At 48.7% G+C, this 17,417-nt stretch carries 18 protein-coding genes; 10 read left to right on the plus strand and 8 right to left on the minus strand.

Going from position 1 to position 17,417, the window contains the following annotated elements:
* Positions 1-76 precede the first annotated feature (76 nt).
* The 3 genes from M1Q06_RS02695 to M1Q06_RS02705 all read left to right on the plus strand — a co-directional run bounded on the left by M1Q06_RS02695 (position 77) and on the right by M1Q06_RS02705 (position 2,399).
* Positions 77-1,045, plus strand: a complete 969-nt coding sequence (locus M1Q06_RS02695; protein ID WP_434401425.1) for a ring-cleaving dioxygenase — start codon at positions 77-79, stop codon at positions 1,043-1,045.
* A 77-nt stretch (positions 1,046-1,122) separates the two neighbouring features.
* A complete protein-coding gene (locus M1Q06_RS02700; RefSeq protein ID WP_121300945.1) occupies positions 1,123-1,404 on the plus strand; it encodes a GNAT family N-acetyltransferase in 282 nt (93 codons plus the stop codon).
* Positions 1,405-1,850: 446 nt separating this feature from the next.
* Positions 1,851-2,399 carry a DUF4064 domain-containing protein gene (locus M1Q06_RS02705; protein WP_434401427.1) on the plus strand — a complete coding sequence of 183 codons (549 nt, stop codon included), beginning with the start codon at positions 1,851-1,853 and terminating at the stop codon, positions 2,397-2,399.
* Positions 2,400-2,470: 71 nt separating this feature from the next.
* On the opposite strand, the gene M1Q06_RS02710 is transcribed toward M1Q06_RS02705, so the two are convergent.
* Positions 2,471-2,962 carry a GNAT family N-acetyltransferase gene (locus M1Q06_RS02710; protein WP_101189486.1) on the minus strand — a complete coding sequence of 164 codons (492 nt, stop codon included), beginning with the start codon at positions 2,960-2,962 and terminating at the stop codon, positions 2,471-2,473.
* A gap of 94 nt (positions 2,963-3,056) precedes the next feature.
* Between M1Q06_RS02710 and M1Q06_RS02715 the strand changes: the two genes are divergently transcribed.
* The gene (locus M1Q06_RS02715; RefSeq protein WP_434401430.1) at positions 3,057-3,515 is read left to right on the plus strand and encodes a GNAT family N-acetyltransferase; all 459 of its coding nucleotides are present in this window, start codon (positions 3,057-3,059) and stop codon (positions 3,513-3,515) included.
* Positions 3,516-3,582: 67 nt separating this feature from the next.
* Positions 3,583-3,987: a hypothetical protein gene (locus tag M1Q06_RS02720; protein ID WP_121300947.1), complete on the plus strand. Its 405-nt coding sequence runs from the start codon at positions 3,583-3,585 to the stop codon at positions 3,985-3,987.
* A 58-nt stretch (positions 3,988-4,045) separates the two neighbouring features.
* Here the strand turns inward: M1Q06_RS02720 and M1Q06_RS02725 are convergent, their stop codons facing one another.
* Positions 4,046-5,170 (minus strand): MFS transporter, encoded by a 1,125-nt coding sequence (locus M1Q06_RS02725; RefSeq protein WP_121300948.1) that lies wholly within the window; start codon positions 5,168-5,170, stop codon positions 4,046-4,048.
* Positions 5,171-5,353: 183 nt separating this feature from the next.
* Here M1Q06_RS02725 and M1Q06_RS02730 point away from each other — a divergent pair, with 183 nt between their 5' ends.
* The 4 genes from M1Q06_RS02730 (at position 5,354) to M1Q06_RS02745 (ending at position 8,574) form a co-directional block, all read left to right on the plus strand.
* Positions 5,354-6,247, plus strand: a complete 894-nt coding sequence (locus tag M1Q06_RS02730) for a diacylglycerol/lipid kinase family protein (RefSeq protein ID WP_121300949.1) — start codon at positions 5,354-5,356, stop codon at positions 6,245-6,247.
* 306 nt (positions 6,248-6,553) lie between these two features.
* A complete protein-coding gene (locus M1Q06_RS02735; RefSeq protein WP_434401432.1) occupies positions 6,554-7,339 on the plus strand; it encodes an AraC family transcriptional regulator in 786 nt (261 codons plus the stop codon).
* A gap of 143 nt (positions 7,340-7,482) precedes the next feature.
* Entirely contained in the window at positions 7,483-8,280 is a 798-nt protein-coding gene (yidC, locus tag M1Q06_RS02740; RefSeq protein ID WP_058381803.1) for a membrane protein insertase YidC, read from the plus strand.
* A 48-nt stretch (positions 8,281-8,328) separates the two neighbouring features.
* Positions 8,329-8,574: a hypothetical protein gene (locus M1Q06_RS02745; protein WP_274624886.1), complete on the plus strand. Its 246-nt coding sequence runs from the start codon at positions 8,329-8,331 to the stop codon at positions 8,572-8,574.
* A gap of 217 nt (positions 8,575-8,791) precedes the next feature.
* On the opposite strand, the gene M1Q06_RS02750 is transcribed toward M1Q06_RS02745, so the two are convergent.
* Entirely contained in the window at positions 8,792-9,943 is a 1,152-nt protein-coding gene (locus tag M1Q06_RS02750) for a 3-phenylpropionate MFS transporter (RefSeq protein ID WP_434401435.1), read from the minus strand.
* 124 nt (positions 9,944-10,067) lie between these two features.
* Here M1Q06_RS02750 and M1Q06_RS02755 point away from each other — a divergent pair, with 124 nt between their 5' ends.
* Entirely contained in the window at positions 10,068-10,937 is an 870-nt protein-coding gene (locus M1Q06_RS02755; protein ID WP_434401437.1) for a M15 family metallopeptidase, read from the plus strand.
* Positions 10,938-11,699: 762 nt separating this feature from the next.
* On the opposite strand, the gene cls is transcribed toward M1Q06_RS02755, so the two are convergent.
* The 5 genes from cls to M1Q06_RS02780 form a co-directional block, all read right to left on the minus strand.
* Positions 11,700-13,157 (minus strand): cardiolipin synthase, encoded by a 1,458-nt coding sequence (gene cls, locus M1Q06_RS02760; protein ID WP_434401439.1) that lies wholly within the window; start codon positions 13,155-13,157, stop codon positions 11,700-11,702.
* A 180-nt stretch (positions 13,158-13,337) separates the two neighbouring features.
* Positions 13,338-14,168, minus strand: coding sequence for a squalene/phytoene synthase family protein (locus tag M1Q06_RS02765; RefSeq protein ID WP_101189495.1), 831 nt, complete (start codon positions 14,166-14,168; stop codon positions 13,338-13,340).
* A 167-nt stretch (positions 14,169-14,335) separates the two neighbouring features.
* Positions 14,336-15,055, minus strand: coding sequence for an HAD-IIB family hydrolase (locus tag M1Q06_RS02770; protein ID WP_434401441.1), 720 nt, complete (start codon positions 15,053-15,055; stop codon positions 14,336-14,338).
* Entirely contained in the window at positions 15,000-16,262 is a 1,263-nt protein-coding gene (locus M1Q06_RS02775; RefSeq protein ID WP_434401443.1) for a glycosyltransferase, read from the minus strand. Before M1Q06_RS02775 ends, M1Q06_RS02770 begins: the two co-directional genes overlap by 56 nt.
* Positions 16,263-16,419: 157 nt before the next feature.
* On the minus strand, positions 16,420-17,271 hold the full coding sequence (locus M1Q06_RS02780; RefSeq protein ID WP_434401445.1) for an MBL fold metallo-hydrolase: 852 nt from the start codon (positions 17,269-17,271) through the stop codon (positions 16,420-16,422).
* Positions 17,272-17,417 lie beyond the last annotated feature (146 nt).

Below are 17,417 nucleotides of genomic sequence, written 5' to 3' on the forward strand. Positions count from 1 at the left end.
TCTTGCAGAAAAACCGCAAGGAATGATAAACTAAAAGTAACAATCTCGAATTCGAGATAAAGAAAGGGTGCTTTTCATGCAAGTTGCAGGCATTCACCATGTTTCAGCCATTACAGCCAACGCAGATAAAAACCATGACTTCTTCACGCGCATTCTTGGGATGCGCCTCGTCAAAAAAAGCGTCAATCAGGACAACCCATCTTCCTACCATTTATTTTATGCCGACGCAGTAGGGACGCCGGGAACCGATATGACTTATTTTGATATTCCGATGGCAGGCAGGACCTACCCGGGTGTTACTTCCATCAGCAATACAGGGTTCCGCCTCCCATCAAGCGAAGCACTTGATTATTGGTTGGAACGTTTCAGTGAGTTTGGCGTCCCGCACAGCGAAAAAACACAGCGCTTCGGCCGGGATACCGTAGAATTTCAGGACTTTGAAGGATCTCGCCTGATGCTTGTCGTCGACAATGGAGAAGGCATTCCATTCGGCGAGCCTTGGACACAAGCGAGTGTTCCGGAAGAGTTCGCGATTCGTGGGCTCGGGCCTGTCAGGCTGACAGTGCGGAAAGCGGAACGCACAGCCAAGGTGTTGACGGATATTCTCGGCTTTTCAAAAGCCGGTGCTTATGCGCCCGAAGTGGAAAGGCAGCCTGAAATAATCGTTTTCACGACAGGAGAAGGCGGCCCTGGCGGCGAAATACATTTAGAGGAACGCTCAGATCTCCCGCCAGAACGTCCCGGCCGGGGAAGCGTCCATCATGTAGCGTTCCGCGTGAAAACTTACGAAGAGTATAATGAATGGAACGCATATTTGCGCGCCAATGGCTTCCAAACTTCGGGTGAAGTGGATCGCTATTATTTCAAAGCGATTTATTTCAGGGAGCCGAACGGGATCCTGTTTGAGTTATCGACAGATGAGCCCGGCTTTGCGACTGATGAAAACGCAGACGAACTTGGCGAAGGCTTGGCCTTGCCGCCATTCCTTGAGCCAAGGCGCAAGGAAATCGAAGACTCTCTTCGCCCGTTGAAAATCAACCGCTAACTGGCGGGGAAGCTTTAGCGGCATGAAGTTTCGATTCACCTGCAGAGATAAAGTGGACATAAGGAGGAATTGGACCGATGGAATTGAAATTTACAGAACTCGGGCAAGATGAATTTGCATTTCGTGAGACAGAAGGCGATACAGTGAAAGCGGAAATCACCTGGACACAGCTGGCTGATTTGATGGTCATGGAATATACCTATGTCGAAGAAAGCCTGCGCAATCAAGGGCTTGCCAAGAAACTGGTCGACCATGCAGCAGCCTATGCGCGTGAAAATCAGTTCAAGATGCAACCGGTCTGTTCGTATGTAGCGGAAGCGTTCGAGCGTTCTGATGAATACAACGATGTCAAAGCCTGATCCAGCTAACCGCATATAGCAAGACGCAAAAAAAGCAATCCGTCTCCTTTTGGGATGGATTGCTTTTCTATGTATTGATGAATGTTTGACTCATAAGCTCACTCCTTCTTACAGGCTTGTCATGAAGAACACGATGGCTGTAAGGATGGATGCGCCGCCTACTCCGTACATGAAATCTGCTTGGTTAAAAATTAGTTTATTTTCCATTTTTTAGAACCCCTTTTATAATTTGTCTTTTTGTTGCTGATAGTAATAAAATACCCAGCTTAATAAAACTTAAACAAGTTTTATTAATTTTTTGGCGGGAATTAAAGTAATGCGAAACTTAAACGGCATGAAAGCGTATGTATGAGGGTAGAAACATAATAAGGAAAGCGGAGAGGCTGCGCGCAATGTGGAATATCCACTGCAGCAGAGTATCCGAAACAGAAATAGGAGGTTTTTTTATGAATCAGGCACCAGAGAATTACGGGTCCATCAAAAGGACAGGGGAAAAAGCTCTTGGCATCATCGGCATCGTTTTCAATGTAATCGGCATTATTTTGTCAATCATCCTCATCACCAGTTTGGTTGGGTTCGAAAACAGCGATATGCACCGCCAGATGGAAGAGGACTTGCGCAATGACCCCATGATGACAAGCCCGCAGGAAGCGCAAATGGCAGTCGATACATTCAATGCATTTATTGCAGGATTCGATGTCGTGGGTTGGGTGTTGGTCATCTTATTGGCAATCAGTACCGTCTTCGCCATTTTGGCTATGACAAAATTGAAATCATTCGATAAGGCAAGCACGGCCGGCATTTTCTTCATCCTTGCCGGAATCTTCGCCGGGATCTTGTCACTGACGTCCATCCTCTTCTACATCGCTGCGATTATGTGCTTCGTGCGCAAGCCGCCGCTCCGTGAAGATGAATTGATGGGCCGCAGCAATGAACCGGCCACAAGAAGTGATGCGGTAACACGTGAAGACGACACGCCATACCGCCCGTTATAAGAAAGGCCAAATCGATCCAAGCAGAAAAAACCCCTCGAAGCGAATTCGAGGGGTTTTTGTTTGGCTCTTGGTTATTGCGCTTGGCCAGAAAGATCGAAAACATATTTAGCTGTCTGAAGGGGGTGACCTTCAAACAATTCCTCGAACTCTTCAAGCAAGAGGAAGCCGTTCGCTTCGTAGAAGTTGCGGCCTTTTTGGTTTTCGCTTTCAACGTAGACGAATAATTGCTGCCCGCCTTTTAAGCGCGACAAGCCGTCCGACAGCAGCTTCTTACCGAAGCCTGAACGCTGGTGCTCGGGCTTCATGTACATGGCGATCAATTCGGCGTCGCCGTCTTCATCGACTTTCGTGAAGTTCGCAAAGCCCACAGCCTGCCCGTCTTGTTCGGCAAGCAGGAGGATCGTCCGTTCCATGCGCATTTCGAGCATCGGGGTTGAATAAGATTGCTCCAAAAACTTCTGTTGTATGGGAGATGGAATGATCCCTTCGTACGTATCATTCCAGCTGATGTGAGCGATTTCCCGTACAGATTCGATATCTGCCGGTGTACCTGTGCGAATCATGCGATCACCTCTGGAATTATTTTTGCTATCATATCAAACTCTAGCCTGAATAGCCATTGATGTGGAATAATGAAATCACAGGAGGCGATTGATTATGGCGTGGAAAAGTTATCAATTTGACGACTTCACAGCACAAGCATTATACAATATATTGAAGCTTCGTGTCGAAGTATTTGTTGTAGAACAGAATTGCCCGTATCCGGAATTGGACGGCTTGGATGAAGTCTCGACCCATATCGTGTATGAAGAAGACGGCAAGGTGCTTGCCTATGCCCGGCTGGTACCGGCAGGGAAAAAATACGATGCGCCATCGATCGGCCGCGTCATCGTCCGGAAAGAGGCGCGTGGCCGCGGGCTGGCAAAAGAACTCCTCGAGCGCTCGATCCGCTATATTGACGAACAATGGAAAGAACCCGAGATCCAATTGCAAGGGCAAGAGTATTTGAAAGATTTTTATGGCTCATTCGGTTTTGAAGCGATTTCGGAAGTTTACGATGAGGATGGCATCCCGCATATCGATATGAAACGATCTGCGGCCGAAACAGCTGAATGATTCATGATTAGCTTTAGGCGATTAGGGTAAACAAGGAATAACAAGAAAAGTAAAAGGAGTGCTGCAAATGGCTAGGAAAAAAGGTGGCGGCAGAGGCCTGCTTTTGGCAGGGCTAGCAGCCGGTGCATACGCATATTTCAAAAAACCGGAAAACCGCGAGAAAGCAACTGTTGCATTTAATGACGTGAAAGCGAAGGTGAACGAGTATATGGAATCCCAAAACTTGGACCAGAACAAAAATCAGCAAGACCAAAAGACTGAAGGCTTGGACAAGACCGACCTGCAGGAAAACAAGATGACGGCAGAAGGCGGCACACAAGCAACTGTCCAGTACTACAATGAAAAAGAACAGAAAGAAAAGAAGGAAGCTAACGACGATGTGAAGCTTTCGTCAAACGATGATAGCGAAGAAAAATCAGAGAATACCGATTCGGTTTCAGCCGAGCCGCGTTTGAATACCGATAAACTGTAAACTTTAAAAGACCGCCCTGGCACCTGTGCCGAGGCGGTCTTTTTCATGGCCAAGAAAATCAGCGTTTGAGCGTCAGCCAATTGGCCAAAGCGATCAACAGCAATAGCGAGCCGCTGAACAGGAAACCGCCGTCTGCAGTGAGTGCCAAAGCCCCGGTGACTCCAGAGCCTGCGACTACGCCGATGGAGAAGAAGGCGTAAAAATATCCGTAAGCACGCCCTCTTGATGCGGGTTCTGTGGCATCGATCAATAAGGAATTGATCGAAGGGAACAACAGCGCGAAACCGAATCCATACGTACACATTGCCGCATATAATAGCGGTTCTGTTGAGATATTGGCGAGTGCGAACAACGAAGTGCCCATGACCGCAAAGCCAATGATTAACGTGATGATCGGGCGCACGGCATCGAACAGCCGGTTGATCGGCAATAGGAAGACCAGGATGGCCGCTAAACCGAATGCACTCAGCAATAAGCCGCTCAATTGAGTGGGAAGCCCGAGCGCTTCCACTTTCAGCGGCAGCATATAAGCGAGCACGCCTTGGGAGAACATCAGGAAGAATGCGCCTGAAAACGATCGCCAAAGCCCCGCGTTCCATTGGAAAGCTGGACGTTTGGCAGGTGAACGATCCGTTTGCTTGTTCACTTGATGCGTCCGCAACAGGAAGAACGCAGCAATCGCGAGCAAGCCGATTAAGGTGCCCGTGACGGCCATGGTCTCTGGGACGCTGCCGCGGCTTGTATAAATCGCTCCGTAAGCGGGGCCGATGATTGCCGCAAGCCCGACGAAGGCGCCGGAAATCGCTGCATTTTTACCGCGGCGGCTATGGTCGGTGCGGTTCGCTAAATAAGTGAACGCGGCCGGTACCGTCAACCCGGCCGCTAAGCCATGTAAAAAACGGATGGCGAGGAGGCTGTAAGGGCCGTCCGCCAAACCGTAGATGAACAGCGCCGCACTTGTCGAAGCAAGCCCCGTCAGCAAGATGGCAAAAGGCCCTTTGCGGTCGGAGAAGATACCTGAGATGATATTGCCGAATGTGTTCGACAATGAGTACATCCCGACAGCAAGCCCTGCCAAAAACGGTCCCGCACCGAGTGATACGGCAAACGGACTGATGATCGGCAATTGGGCAAACAAATCGAAAAATGCGAAGAAGATGATAAGATAGATGAAAAAGCGCAAGGTGGTCCCCAACTTCCTTTAAGATATGATGATGTATAGCACTTCCAACTTTTGCGGCGCATTTTCACCAGGGCCGGAGCAGGCGCCTGATTGAAATGAAATAAATGCGGCAAGGTGGATTACATTCCGCGATGTTTAGGGTATTGAAATACATGACCTTATTATAGCACCGGAGGGGAAAAGATGAAAAAAGCGATGTTCATATGGAATCCTTCCTCAGGGAAGGAAAAAGCGGCAGATTATAAAGATTTTGCGGAAAAGACATTAATCGAGATGGGCTATGAAGCCGATACGCGTGAAACGACAGGCCCGGGAGATGCCACGCTCTTTGCTGAAGAAGCCTGCGAAAAGCACTATGACCTCGTTGTGGCGATGGGCGGGGACGGGACGATCAACGAAGCGGTGTCGGGTTTGGCGGAAAAAGAACATGAACCGCTTTTCGGGTTGGTTCCACTCGGTACAGTCAATGACTTCGCCCGTGCGCTCGGCATTTCATTGGATCCGGAAGAAGCGATAGAAGGTTTGAAAACGGGACGTGAAAAACGCGTGGATATCGGAAAAGTGGGGGATCAATACTTCATGAATATCCTGGCAATCGGTGAAATTGCCGAATCCACCTACGAAGTGGAGCCTGAACAAAAGACCAAGCTCGGGGCTTTTGCTTATTTCGTCGAAGGAGTCAAAGCAGTCACTTCCGATGAAGTTACGACATTCGTTATCGAACATGACCACGGCACCTGGGAAGGGGAGGCGAAGCTCGTCCTGGTGGCATTGACCAATTCGGTGGGCGGGTTTGAAAAGCTGGCGCCGGAAGCATTGACCGACGACGGCCTGCTCCATTTGTATATTGTCGAAAATGCTGCGCTTCCGGCGTTTGTCCGCATGGCGACGGCTTTGGTGCGTGGCAAATTCGAAGAAGACCCGTCGGTGGAAGCCATCCATACGAAGCGGGTCTCGATCCGTACGAGCGAACCTTTGTCGTGTAATATCGACGGCGATGAAGGCAGCACCACGCCATTTGATATTGAAATCATGCCGCGCCACATACGGGCGGTCGTTCCTGGGGAAACTGACTAAAAATGTCCCTGGGCACATTCAAGTCGGATATAAATGCAGCACAGAACAGGCCGTGTATCATCGACGGCCTGTTTTGAATTTTTTGTAAAAACATTGGAAATTGGAACTTTTTCGTCGCTGAAACGTACAGTTAAGTGTATAATTGGTTTTAACTGTTACCGATGTCATATGTTTGAAAAATAAATTAGCTCAATTTACTTAAAAACTTGTAAATTTATCTGTAAAACGCTATTATTATTATTTATTCAAGTAGTTCATTAAATGAATAAGTTCGTTAAATTTTTTACATAGAAAGCCGGGGAGAAGATGAATATACTCGAAACACCATCCATTCAGGAAACTATTTCCAGAATCTTTATGAACGAAACGGAAAACGTCGCGCAACTGGAGGGGCTCGAACGTTTTTTTGAAGTAGAGACTCAATTGATGCACGAAATCCACAACCTGGAGAAAGACCGTGCCAAAGAAACATTGCGTGAATTGATTGATATGCTCGCCCTTCATGCAGGAAAAGACATCATCCGTACCGTCCGCAATTATTACATCATTTTATCGTCCGTCATGGCACGTAAATTGTATGAAATGCGCGTACCGCCGAAAAAAGCGTTCGCTTTCAATGCAGCTTGCGTCGAGTTGGTCGATAAGCATATGAATGATTCGGAATTCATGTACGTGGCCGATGAATTGATCGAGTTTTTCACATCAATCATCTCGGAACGCAAACAGCCGTCATTCGGCCACCAAACCGTCAACAAAGTAGTCATTTTCATCAACGACGAAGTGGAGCGCGACTTGTCAGTAGAGGAAATCGCCAAACACTTCAATATTTCGACCAGCCACCTGTCGCGCATTTTCCGCGAACATGCAGGGATTACATTGGTGGAATACTTGAACGTTCGGCGCGTGGAAGAATCGCAATATTATTTGCGCCATTCCAATAAAGGGATTTCGGATATCTCCAAGCAGTTCCATTTCTGCAACCAGAGCTATTTCACGCGGATCTTCAAAAAATATACCTCGGTGACGCCGAAGCAATTCCGCGACAGCCAGCATATTCCTTATTTCCGCTATACCTTGCCGAATGCCAAGTAAAGGAGAAGCAATTCTCCTTTTTTCTTATGCCTAATTTTTGTCACAAGAAATGAAAAAAGCAGCCAGTCCCGGGACAGTGCATTGAATTTTTGCGTCCATATCGTTATACTTCTTAGTAGTCCAAAAAGGTGAAGGTGACAAACGTGAAAAAGAAACTTACATTACTGCTCATGCTTGCGGCAACGATCGCTTTCTTGAGCGGCTGTTCAGCAGTTGAAAACAAAGAAGGATTTTTCTACACGATTTTTGTAGCGCCATTTGATTTCTCGCTCGATTATTTAGGGAACCTCTTCGGGGGCAGCTACGGCATGGCGATCGTGGTCATCACGATCATCATCCGCCTCGTCTTGATGCCGTTCATGCTGCGCACATATAAACGCCAGCAAGGCATGAAAGTGAAGATGGATAAGATGCGTCCAGAAATGGAAGACATCCAGAAGCGCTTGAAAGAAACGAAGGATAAAGAAGAGCAAATGAAGCTCCAGCAGGAAATGATGGGGCTGTATAAGAAACATGACGTCAATCCGCTCAATATGGGCTGTTTGCCGGTCGTCATCCAGATGCCGATCATCATGGGCTTGTATTTCGCGATTCTCTATTCGCCGGATGTGCGATCGCATGAATTCCTCTGGTTCAACCTCGGTTCGCCGGATATTGCCATGACCCTGATTGCGGGTGCGGTGTACTTCTTCCAGGCGAAAGTGTCGCTATGGACCATGCCGGAACAGCAGCAGAAACAGATGAAATTTTTCATCTACCTGTCTCCGATCATGATCATGTTCATCTCGTTCACATCGATGGCTGCGCTGCCAGTCTACTGGGCAGTCGGCGGGATCTTGTTGATCATCCAGACATTCATCGGCCGGAAATTCTATTCGGAACATCCGGAAAAAGCGTTGGAAGCTGTTGAAGAAACTGAAACAGCCGACAAGAACAAATAACCAAAAAAGCCGGCGCAACTGCCGGCTTTTTTTTTAGGAGAGATCATTATGAATCCAAAGGTTTTACAAGGCGTGTTGATTTTATTACTCAGCATATTGGCGATCGGCTTCCTGTTCATGGGCAGCATGGAAATCGCCGTATTGTTTATGACGCTCTTGTTCGTCTTGACGAACACGTTCCGCTATAGACAAATGAAAGAGCGCGGCATGGACCGCGAAGCGAAATGGATGAAAGGGATGGCAATCATTTTCGTCGTTTTGTTCTTCGTTGTTCTTGGCACGATCTTCATCTAATGAAAAAACAGCACAGGCTAATTAGCCTGTGCTGTTTCTGTATGATGGTGTTTATCTTTTTTGCGTTCTTCCAGAAGAAAGTCCAACTGACTCATGAGGGTCAGCAGGTCATGCTTTGATATCTCTTTCAAAATTCCCAGCTCCCTTAACAGTTATGCCAAATTATTCGCAGCAATTGCGGCCGTTAAGGGGGTCAGAAAATTATTTCTAAATATTTTTAATAAGCGAAGCGTTTGCGTGTCAACAACACCAGCACCACTGCTGGGAACGAAGACGCCGCCATCCCGAGGAATGAATAGCCCGGGGCGATTTCGTATAGATAGCCGCCCGCGAAAGTCAAAAGTGCGACACTCAAGCTCATGCCGAGTGCGGCATACATGCCTTGCGCCGCAGGGATATTGACAGGATCGAGCTTTTTGAAGATATAGCGGATAAAGGCGAAATGCGCGACGCCGAAAGACAAAGCGTGAAGCGTCTGCGCCAAAATGAACACCCAGACCGACGGGAACAGAAAAATCAAGATCCAGCGAACGGTCGAGCCGATCCCCGCCAGCAAGAACATTGAGGACACCGACCATTTCTCGAATAATGTATCAGCTTTGACGAAAAAGACGATTTCAAAAATCACCGCCACATTCAAAATTAGGCCGATGTAAAAGCTATTGACGCCGATATCTTGAAGATAGATAAAGCCGTAATTATAATACGACGCATGCGCTCCCTGCAGCAGGATGGAAACCAATAGGACTGTCAAAAACCCTTTTGATTTCAGCAACTCCGCCGTGGCGCTCGGCCCTTTCTTCGTTCTAGGTGCGGGCCGCGATTGCAGCGGGACCGGAGAAGCAAGCGATTGAGTGACCGCCATGAACAGCAAGCCCAAAAGCATGATCCATAAAATCGCATTTTCCTGCCAGATGGCGGTCGCTGCCCCGACGATCAATAAAGCGATCGTATAGCCAAGCGAGCCATAAGAGCGGCTTTTTCCGTAATGGATGCGGTCGGTCTGCATCAATACGGTCGCGCCGCTTTCCATCGCAGGCAATAGATTCGGATAGATAAAGCTGAACGCAAATGTGATGATGAACAGCAAGGTATAGGAATTGGCCGGGATATAGAACGCCATTACCACAAACGAAGCGATGGCGAGAATCTGCATCAAGCGCCCAAGCGAGAAAAGCCGCGTCAGGAGCGGGAAGAAAAATAAAGTCGACAATGACCGCGCGACCATGCCGGTCCCCATGATGACGCTGGCTGCCGAAACGCTCATCCCTTTTTCATTTGTCAGCCAGCCAGTCCAGTAAGGCAGAAAGACGCCCCATGTAAAGAAAAACGCAAAAAAGTTCAATGATAGCCATTTTTGATTGTGCATGAATAAATCTCCACTCTTTTCCAGAAGTCTGATTAAAGTATACCGAAATATTTTCGCGCCAGGGGAATTTCCGGAAAGAAAATGATAGAATGGAAAAGGAATTGACAGGAAAGTTGGCCAGCCCATGAAACCGACAAACAAGAAAAACGACTTCGACAAGAAATTTTATATAAAATGGATGGTGATCGCAATGACAGCAATCTGGGCAGCAATTGCCGCAGTCTGGCTCTCTATGCATAATTGGGATACAGAAGAAAGCATGAAAGCATTGGCACAGGCCTTTACCGAACAACCGGCAGAAACCGAGCAGCAAGCTCCGGCAGAACAGGAGGAACCGGCAGTGAAAGAAGAACAAGCAGCGACAGAAGAAACCGAACAGCCTGAAACACAACCGGAAGAGCAGCCGCAAGAAGAAACGCCTGCACCTGCTCCGAAAGACGCCACTGTCTATCCGGAGATCGACCAATTGCCATCAGAACCTACAATCGTGAACGGCATCCTGCTGGCGAATAAACAGCACCCGCTGCCTGAAACGTATGCACCTGGCGAAAACGCGGAGGCCCGCGCAGCATTTGACTCGATGGCACAAGCAGCTGCCAAAGATGGCTTGCAATTGGTCGCATTCAGCACATACCGCGAATTTGCACGCCAAAAACAATTGTACGAAGGCTATGTCGCCAAAGATGGCCAAGCAGCAGCCGACCGCTACAGCGCACGCCCTGGCTACTCCGAACACCAGACCGGCCTCGCTTTTGATATCGGCGAAGCCGGCCAGGAACAGCACTGGGCATCTTCTTCCTTCGGTGACACGGCAGGAGGCAAATGGGTAAAAGAAAACGCCCATAATTACGGCTTCATCCTGCGCTACCCGCAAGGAAAAGAACAGATCACGGGCTATATGCACGAATCTTGGCATTTCCGCTATGTTGGAAAAGAAGCAGCCACCGCGATCTATAACCAGAACATCACCTTGGAAGAATATTTGGGAATTTGAGTGACAAGCAAATAAATGAAACCGGCCGTTTTCCTGAAAAGGAAGAGCGGCCGGTTTTTTGTTGGATATTATTTGTGAGGAAGTGTCACTGTTAGTTGTCTTCATCCGCTAGTATCGACACTTAGCTGGACTTGATACTGAAATGTATCGTTCGTTGTTACGCGCATCTCTGAGTAGCCGCCTCCCGCTTTGGGCATGCCTCCCGCAATAAGCCAAGAAGGGCACTTGTCTTATGGCTCCGGCTCGCCCGTGTGCGCGGTTCGGCTTTAAGATTTCATTGGATATTGAGTGCAAAGACGTGTCACTGTTAGTTGTTTTCATCGGCTGGTGGGGACGCTTAGCTGGACTTGATAATTGCAGAGAATTTCCACGTGTTATTCAATTTGAATTTACGAAGATGGTTAAAGTTTTTCACACTTACTTCAATGTGTGATGAATTTCATTTCCTCTCTAAAACTAGAGATGAAGCGGAAGGGAGGCGACGCCTGGGGGACTGCGCGGGCTGGCGAGACAAATGTGCTGCATCCTTTGCAGCACATTGGCTCAACACCCGCCCCATCCCTCGGGCAGCTGAAAGCGCGACGTCCTGTCGCATCAGCTGCATGACTCGCATCCTGCGAGCCCCAAGCGTCCTCCCTGGAGCGTAATCTCCACCTCCATACATTTTCTCTATCATTTTCCGATGAAAAGAATCCACCATATATGCAATTCACCAAACGAAAAAACGCCCCTTCCAAATGGAAAGGGCGTTCACTGGTTTGATTACAGAATCGGTGCCAATAGGCGGGCGATGGATTCCTTCGATTTGATCATGCGGGTTCTCGCCATGTACATCTCATACGTCAGCTCTGACGACAATTCCGTATCTTGCCTGAACATATCCGCGAGCTCCATCGACACCTTCTCGTCATAGATAAAGGCATTCACTTCGAAATTCAACTTAAAGCTGCGGACATCGATATTCGCTGTACCGACCGTCGACGCTTCGTCGTCAATGACAATCATTTTCGTATGCAGGAAGCCGTTATCGTAGATGAACACCCGCGCGCCAGCCCGCAGCATCTGTCCGGCATAGGAATACGTCGCCCAGTAGACGAATGGATGGTCCGGTTTGTTCGGGATCATGATACGCACATCGATTCCGGACAGCGCCGCGATCCGCAGTGCATCATAGAAGCTCGCATCCGGAATGAAATACGGCGTTTGGATATAAATGTACTCGCGCGCCAAATGGATCAGCTTTAAATAGCCGTCCTTGATCTGTTCCCATTCCTCGTCCGGGCCGCTGGAGACAATCTGCATCGAAGTCGAGCCCTCTTCGGGTTGTGGAGGGAAGTACGCTTCATCATACACGATGTCACGCCGCGCGGAAGCCTGGTTCCAGTCGAGGATAAAGCGCGTCTGGAGCGGGTAAAGCGCATTTCCTTCCAAGCGGAGATGCGTATCGCGCCAATAGCCGAAGCGGCGATTGAGCCCGAGATATTCCTCCCCGACGTTAAAACCGCCGATATAGCCGACCTTTCCGTCAATGACGACAATTTTGCGGTGGTTGCGGTAGTTCAGCCGCGGATTGATGATCGGCATGATGGAAGGAAAGAAGGTTTCCACTTCGCCGCCGGCTGCTGAAAATTCCTTGAAATGGCGCTTGCTTAAACTGCGGGAGCCCATATCATCGTATAGCAGGCGTACTTTCACGCCTTCTTTCGCCTTGGCGAGCAAAGCTTCCATGATGCGATTGCCGAGCTGGTCCAGCCGGAAGATATAATATTGGATGTGAATATGGTCCTGTGCCTGTTCGATATCGCGAATGAGGGCATCGAATTTTTCCCGGCCATCGTTGAAGATTTTTACATGATTGTTTTGAGTCAACAACGCACCGTTATTGCGCAAATGGAGGTAAATCAAATTGCTGTAATCTTTCGTGCTGACATCTTGAAAAGGGAAAGTGCCGTCGTGGATTTCATTCATTTGATGGGCAATCAAGCTTTCGATTCCAATCCGCTTTCGGCCTTCTTCCCATTTGAAAAGCTTTTTTTGCCTCAGCTTGCGGCCGAGCAACAGGTAGATGAAGAAGCCGGCAATTGGGATAAAGAATAGCACCAATAGCCATGCCCAAGTGGAGGAAGCATCCCGGCGTTCCAAAAACACCAGCGCTGCTGCAAGGAAAATATTCAAGATGAAAATTGCAGCAGTCAACACACTGATAATGGTGACGGTCATGGCCATTCTCCTTTGTGGATAATTGTTTATTGCCTCTAGTATAGACTAGTTGTGTAATTGAAAGAAAGAAAGTGTTAGGTGGATGTTATTTCCTTATTATAAATTTTATTGTCATTAGCTGGCTCCCTGCTTCATTGACTACAAAAAAACTGCACTCTGCGGATGCGAGTGCAGTTTTATTTAGCTGAGGCGTTCTTCTTCTTTTAATTGTTCGACAATGCCTTCGACTTCCTGACGGCTCATTTTTTCCTTGCCGGACTTGAGAGCTTTTAAGGTGCTGTGGGCCAGGGCGAGCGGCACTTTGCAGAACATGAGGATGCGTTTATTTTTGATGGATTTTACATATTGGTCAGCTTGCGACAGATTTTCGCGTGCGTAGCTGAACATATCGTCGCGCGTCCAGCCGTCCGGGACGAACGTGACGCCGCGTTCGTAATCTTCATCGTAATTGCGCAGCATGTTGACGGCCTGCAAACCACGGCCGAAACCGATGGCGAGTTCTGTATCGGTTTCAGTGCCGTCATGCCATCTCCAAAGATCGGAAAGCATGACGCCGACGAGCCCAGCGACATAATAGGTGTAATCGTCCAGGTCTTCGCGCGTATGGATGACCCAGTCTTTTTCGACCCATTTGGCCATGCCGCCAGCCATGATGGCTGTCGATTCAAGAACTTTTCCGCGGATTTCGGGCGGGCATACTTCGACCCAGTCCGGAAGCCGCATCGTCACGGATGGCAAATAGTCCGCGTATGGGGCGACGAGTGCCGCGTATTCCGTTTCGTCGATATCCGTTTCGAGCATATGTTGGATGGAGCGCAGAAGAGACGCTTTCACTTCAGCTGGAAGCTCGGGATGATCTTCAATTTCATCGATTGCACGCATGCACAAATAGGCGGAGCCGACGGTTTTTTTCAGGACAGGATCCAAGAAGCTGATCGGAATGAAAAAGGTCCGGCTTGTTTGTTTCAGCATCGCGAGTGATTCTTTTTGCAGATTGGCGACTTTGCTCATCTTCAGTCCTCCTTTATGTGGATTTTAAACGTGCTTATGTATGGGCGAGGCCCACTTGATTCGTAAAATGTCTTCCTACTAAATATAAACGAAATGGCTGAAAAAACAAATGATTACCCATAGCGCCACAAGAAAACCCTTTGGAAGAAACAAGTTCTCCAAAGGGTTCAGTCTACATGAAAATGGTTCCACGCTTCATAAATTCCGCCGGCGCAATGGCGATTCGCGCGGAAAATGAGCGGATGTTCTTCATGGGTTTTGAGTTCCGGCTGGGCGTTTCCGACGATGACGGAAGGGAAGCCGAGCGTCAGCATTTCCAAGTCATTTCCGGAATCACCCGCGACCAGCAGTTTAGCATCGGAAATTTCATGGCGTTCCAATAAATAGCGGAGCGCCTGGCCTTTTCCGCTATTTGGAGGCAGGATATCCAAATCCTTGCCGCCGCTGAAGATCAGCTTATGGGGCACTTGTTCTGCTTCGAGCAGATTGCGGAATTGTTCGACCGCTTGTGCATCCGTGACATGGTAGGAGCGCCGGCTTGTCACAGGCAAATCCTGCGGGGCCAAGCCGTCGATTGTCTTCGCTAGCGCTTCGACTTGCTCGGGAGCCCAATCGTCCATCAAATGGGCTTCCCAGTGTTCGTCTTTCAAAAAACCGGTCCCCATATAGATTTCGGTCCCGACGTCGGTGACGAGCGCTTTGGGAATCGGGAGCCCTTCATCTGCAATCAGCTGGCGTGCCGAAGCGAGATGGCGGCCGGTGATATAGATCAAGCCGACTTCGTAAGGCTGCTGCTCATAAAAATCCAGCAACTCCTTCAGTCCGGCTCTATCACCGACTAAGGTTCCGTCCAGGTCGGTCGCCAGCAAGTGCGTTACTCCGTTCACGGATCATCACCTCATACAATGTATTTATTTTTTTCGAAATGCTTTCCCAATTGAAATCTTTGCGGGCGATGCGCACCGCTTGGCGGCTCAGGCGCTCAACCAGCAACGAGTTGACGGATAGCACTTCCATGGCAATCGCCAGGTCGATTTCGTTCTGTGCTTGAACGAGCAAGCCGCTGACGCCATCTTCTACGACATTTTTCAAACCGCCGACTTTCGAGGCGATGACGGGACTGCCGCAAGCTTGTGCTTCGGCTGCGACCATGCCGAATGATTCGTAGAAACTCGGAACGATGGTAGCGGTAGCTGAGTTGAACAGCAAGGCCAACTGCTCCTGATCTTTAGGCCCGACAAAGCGGACATGCTGTTCGATGCCTTTCACTGCTTGGCGCAGTTCCGGGTCTTTCGGCAAACCTGTTTTCGAATCGATCGCATCGGGTTCGCCGCCGGCAATCACTAATTCAGGCGTATAGCGGTCTCCGCTTTTTTCTGCAAGAAGCTTGAAGGCTTTCAATAAAGTGAAAATGCCTTTGGTCGCTTCGAGACGGCCTGCAAAGACGAAGAGAGGGTCTTCGTAGCCGAATTTTTTCCGGATATGATGACGGCTGCCGCGGACGCGGAACGCCTCGTCGACTCCGATGGGGATTACTGAGATGGGAGAAGCGGCAGGGACGTTTTCTTTGATCACTTGTTTTTCTGTATTGGTTGTCGCCAGGATGCGGTCGCTGTGGGCGAGTACGGTTTCTTCCGCTTTTTCGCGGCGGGCATCATGGGTGCCGGTTGCTTCTTCTTTAGCCCAGCCGAGCGAATGGGAAGTATGGATGTAAGGCAAGCCGAACTCTTCTTTGAGTTTCTTGCCGATCAATCCTGACAGCCAATAATGGGTGTGGACGATATCATAATTTGAAAGCGGCAATAAGCGCTTCATTTCTTCATAAAAAGCCGGAAGCATAGAGTACATTTCATTTTTTGAAACGAATCCTTTATAGCCTGCTTCGACACGGATCACTCGGCAGTGTTCGCCGAAATGTTCAATTTGTGGGGCATTTTCATCGCACCAATGGGTGACGACATCAATTTGCCACCCTCTATTTTCAAGAGCGAGTGCCAGTTGCTTGACGTAATTGTTTTGGCCGCCTGCTTGTTTCCCGCCGAGCTTTGCCAAAGGATCGCCATGGTCTGATACAAAAAGCACTTGTTTAGTCATTGTCGTTCATCTCCGTTCGTTAGTTCCTCCCTGAAAAAGGCGGGAGTGCATATTATATATACCCATATTCAGGAAATGCTAAACGTGATTTCTGAAAAGTTTCAAAACTTTTATGGGCAATAAAAAAGAACGCTTATGTAAGCGCTCTTTTAATTTTTCATTTCGTATGGACAAACTTTCCATAAGATGGAACAGCAATCTCAGGGAAATGATCCGCCAGTTCGACCAGCCCTTTAGCCAAAACAGAACCTTTCATCGGTTTGCCGTGCCCGGTGGCAGCGAAAGAAGGTTTCAAGTCGACCAGTTTGGACACTGATTCCCAGGCGGCGCGCCAATCGGTCGTTAAATAAACCGGCGGGCCATGCACTTCTTTTTTCTGGCGCATCACTTTATAAAGTGAATCCTGCTTGACCGTGACAAACGCATCCCCTGCGATCAATACGCGGCCGACATCCTTGAAGAACGAGACATGGCCTTTTGTATGGCCGGGTGTGTGGAGCCAGCGCCAATTCGGTAAATCGGGAATGCTCCCGTCTGCCGGAAGCTCGACCAAATGCTCGGAAATATCGATGGCTTTTACTGGGAAGGTCTTGGACATTTTCGCGACCATTCCGCCTTCTACAGTGGAATCGGGCTCTGGATAATCTTCTTTTCCGGTCAAGTACGGGAATTCCTCAGGATGTGCGTAGACAGGGACCGGGTGCTTTTCAAGAATATCGATGAGTGCGCCGACATGGTCGAAATGGCCATGCGTCAGCAAGATTGACTGCAATTGCTGATCCGGGCCGAAACGTTTCTCGGCTTCCTTTAATATCTTTTCGGCGGAATGCGGCATGCCAGCGTCCACCAATACCCAGCGCGGGCTGATAGAGGGGTTTCCGATCAAGAAGACATTGGAGATTTTCGTCGTATAGCAATACGTATCCGGAGCGATTTCGATGCCCGAGCCGCTGCGGATCGATGTCATCGGCATGATTGCCTCAGTTTCAGTGCTGCGTTCCATAAACATTGATTCCTCCTTAAGATTCGTCCATTGGATTTTCTTCATATGATTGCTTTACCCGAAATGAAGATTTCCAATCCAGCCCAGCACAATTTGAGTCTCCTGGTGCAATTCGTTAGAATGGAAAGAAGATTGTCAAGGAAGCAAGGTGC

Origin of the sequence: Planococcus sp. 11815, from assembly GCF_051096385.1 — a bacterium.
GTDB lineage: Bacteria > Bacillota > Bacilli > Bacillales_A > Planococcaceae > Planococcus > Planococcus citreus.

Coding starts and splice junctions, on each gene's coding strand:
- M1Q06_RS02695 (WP_434401425.1), top strand. CDS start 77: ATGCAAGTTGCAGGCATTCACCATGTTTCAGCCATTACAGCCAACGCA.
- M1Q06_RS02700 (WP_121300945.1), top strand. CDS start 1,123: ATGGAATTGAAATTTACAGAACTCGGGCAAGATGAATTTGCATTTCGT.
- M1Q06_RS02705 (WP_434401427.1), top strand. CDS start 1,851: ATGAATCAGGCACCAGAGAATTACGGGTCCATCAAAAGGACAGGGGAA.
- M1Q06_RS02710 (WP_101189486.1), bottom strand. CDS start 2,962: ATGATTCGCACAGGTACACCGGCAGATATCGAATCTGTACGGGAAATC.
- M1Q06_RS02715 (WP_434401430.1), top strand. CDS start 3,057: ATGGCGTGGAAAAGTTATCAATTTGACGACTTCACAGCACAAGCATTA.
- M1Q06_RS02720 (WP_121300947.1), top strand. CDS start 3,583: ATGGCTAGGAAAAAAGGTGGCGGCAGAGGCCTGCTTTTGGCAGGGCTA.
- M1Q06_RS02730 (WP_121300949.1), top strand. CDS start 5,354: ATGAAAAAAGCGATGTTCATATGGAATCCTTCCTCAGGGAAGGAAAAA.
- M1Q06_RS02735 (WP_434401432.1), top strand. CDS start 6,554: ATGAATATACTCGAAACACCATCCATTCAGGAAACTATTTCCAGAATC.
- M1Q06_RS02745 (WP_274624886.1), top strand. CDS start 8,329: ATGAATCCAAAGGTTTTACAAGGCGTGTTGATTTTATTACTCAGCATA.
- M1Q06_RS02750 (WP_434401435.1), bottom strand. CDS start 9,943: ATGCACAATCAAAAATGGCTATCATTGAACTTTTTTGCGTTTTTCTTT.
- M1Q06_RS02755 (WP_434401437.1), top strand. CDS start 10,068: ATGAAACCGACAAACAAGAAAAACGACTTCGACAAGAAATTTTATATA.
- cls (WP_434401439.1), bottom strand. CDS start 13,157: ATGACCGTCACCATTATCAGTGTGTTGACTGCTGCAATTTTCATCTTG.
- M1Q06_RS02765 (WP_101189495.1), bottom strand. CDS start 14,168: ATGAGCAAAGTCGCCAATCTGCAAAAAGAATCACTCGCGATGCTGAAA.
- M1Q06_RS02775 (WP_434401443.1), bottom strand. CDS start 16,262: ATGACTAAACAAGTGCTTTTTGTATCAGACCATGGCGATCCTTTGGCA.
- M1Q06_RS02780 (WP_434401445.1), bottom strand. CDS start 17,271: ATGTTTATGGAACGCAGCACTGAAACTGAGGCAATCATGCCGATGACA.